The 1,573-nt window shown below is 71.8% G+C and carries 2 protein-coding genes; both read right to left on the bottom strand.

What is annotated here, in order from left to right; all coding sequences use genetic code 11:
- Positions 1–1,273 (bottom strand): AAA family ATPase (locus GXZ33_RS04880; RefSeq protein ID WP_291339759.1); only part of this gene is annotated, 1,273 nt, incomplete at its 3' end.
- A gap of 88 nt (positions 1,274–1,361) precedes the next feature.
- Positions 1,362–1,573 (bottom strand): SDR family oxidoreductase (locus GXZ33_RS04875; protein WP_291339758.1); only part of this gene is annotated, 212 nt, incomplete at its 5' end.

Genomic DNA, 1,573 nt, shown 5'->3' with positions numbered 1-1,573 from the left:
GCATGGAGTCGACCTTGACGTCGCGGACGACGCGCGAGAGGGCGCCGGCGTGGAGGCGGGCGCGCGGGATGTCGGCGGCGGCGATGAGCGCCTCGATGGAGTTGAGGTGCTGGTCGTGGGAGACGTCCGGGTGCGAGGCGACCTTGGCTGCCAGGGTGAAGGCGTCGGCGGCGTCGAGCCACTGGCCGGCGGCCCCGAGCTGTTCGCCGCGTTCGGCGAGCTGGTGGGCGGTGGCGTCGTCGGTGCCCTCGGTGCCCAGGGCCTCGTGGATGAGGGCGGCGTCGATGTTGTTGGATGCGCGGTGGTACTGGGCGGCGCGGCGGTGCAGGCGGGTGACCTGGGCCGGGCCGGTGGTGGCGCGGATGACGGCGCGGTCGGTCGGGTGCGTGAAGCTCAGCACCGGATCGCCGGAGTTCGGCAGCAGTTCGAGGAGGTCGGCGGCGACGGCGGCGTCGACAAGCGAGCCGTCGAGGTCGTCGGCGAGGAAGCGGATGAGGTCGGGGGTGCCGGTGCCGGTGCCGGGCAGGACGGCGACGGCCGCGAGGACCGCGCCGACGTCGAGGCCGCGGGTGCGGCGTGCGAGGGCGGCGCGCCATGGCTTGGGCACGGGGATCTGGGGGTTGGACAGGCGCCAGTGGTCGGCGGGCGCGGCCTGCAGGACCTCCTGGATGCGGCCCGGGCGGCCGCCGGTGAGGTCGCGCAACTCGGCTGCGGCGAGGGGGGACAGGTGAGCACCGATGCTGGACAGGGCCAGCGCGGCGACATCCTCCACGTCCAGGGGTGCCATGGTGACCGCCAGGTCGGCGATCTCCCGCAGGCGGGACATGGGCAGGTCGTCGGAGGCGTCGTCGGTGTCCGAGGCCGTCATGATGACCGCGAGGCGGCCCTCCTTGAGGCGGCGGGTGGCGTCGACAAGCTCCCGCAGGGAGGTGACGTCGGCCCAGTGGACGTCGTCGATGATGATGGCGGTGCGCGCGCCCTCCCGGTCGACGAGGTCGGTGAGCGTGCCGGTGTGGTCGGCGCGTTCGAGGATGTGGGAGATCAGTTCGCCCTCGTTCCCGGCGTGCCAGGACAGGGCGGACACGCGGATTCCGGACCAGCCGGGCAGGGAACGGGCGAGCTCCCTGACCAGCGAGGATTTGCCCGATCCGACGGGGCCGGTGGCCAGGAAGAGCAGGCCGCCGCGCGGCTCCAGTTCGGTGACCTCGTCGAGGACCGAGCGCAGAATCTTGCCGGACGTCTGCTGGGAACCGAGGTTATGCGACGAATACACGATTCCCACGCTAACACCTGTCCTTTCCTGATTTACCCTGGTGGGACCCTATGTCCCACCCTTGCCACCTTCCCCCCCGGTGTGGGCGTCAGCCCTGGTCGCCACCGGCGACCGGCAGGACCGTACCGGTGATGTAGCTCGCTTCCGGGGAGGCGAGGAACACGATCGGGGCGGCCTGCTCGGCGAGGGTGCCGTACCGCTTGAACAGCGAGGAGTCGATCGTCTGGTCGACGATCTGCTGGTACCACTCCTTCTGCTGTTCTCCCTCCGGGCCGGGCCCGCGCTGGACCTTGCGGGCCG

Origin of the sequence: Corynebacterium sp. (assembly GCF_012838985.1) — a bacterium.
In the GTDB taxonomy this organism is placed as follows: Bacteria; Actinomycetota; Actinomycetes; order Mycobacteriales; family Mycobacteriaceae; genus Corynebacterium.
This window is presented reverse-complemented; position numbering and strand designations above follow the sequence as displayed.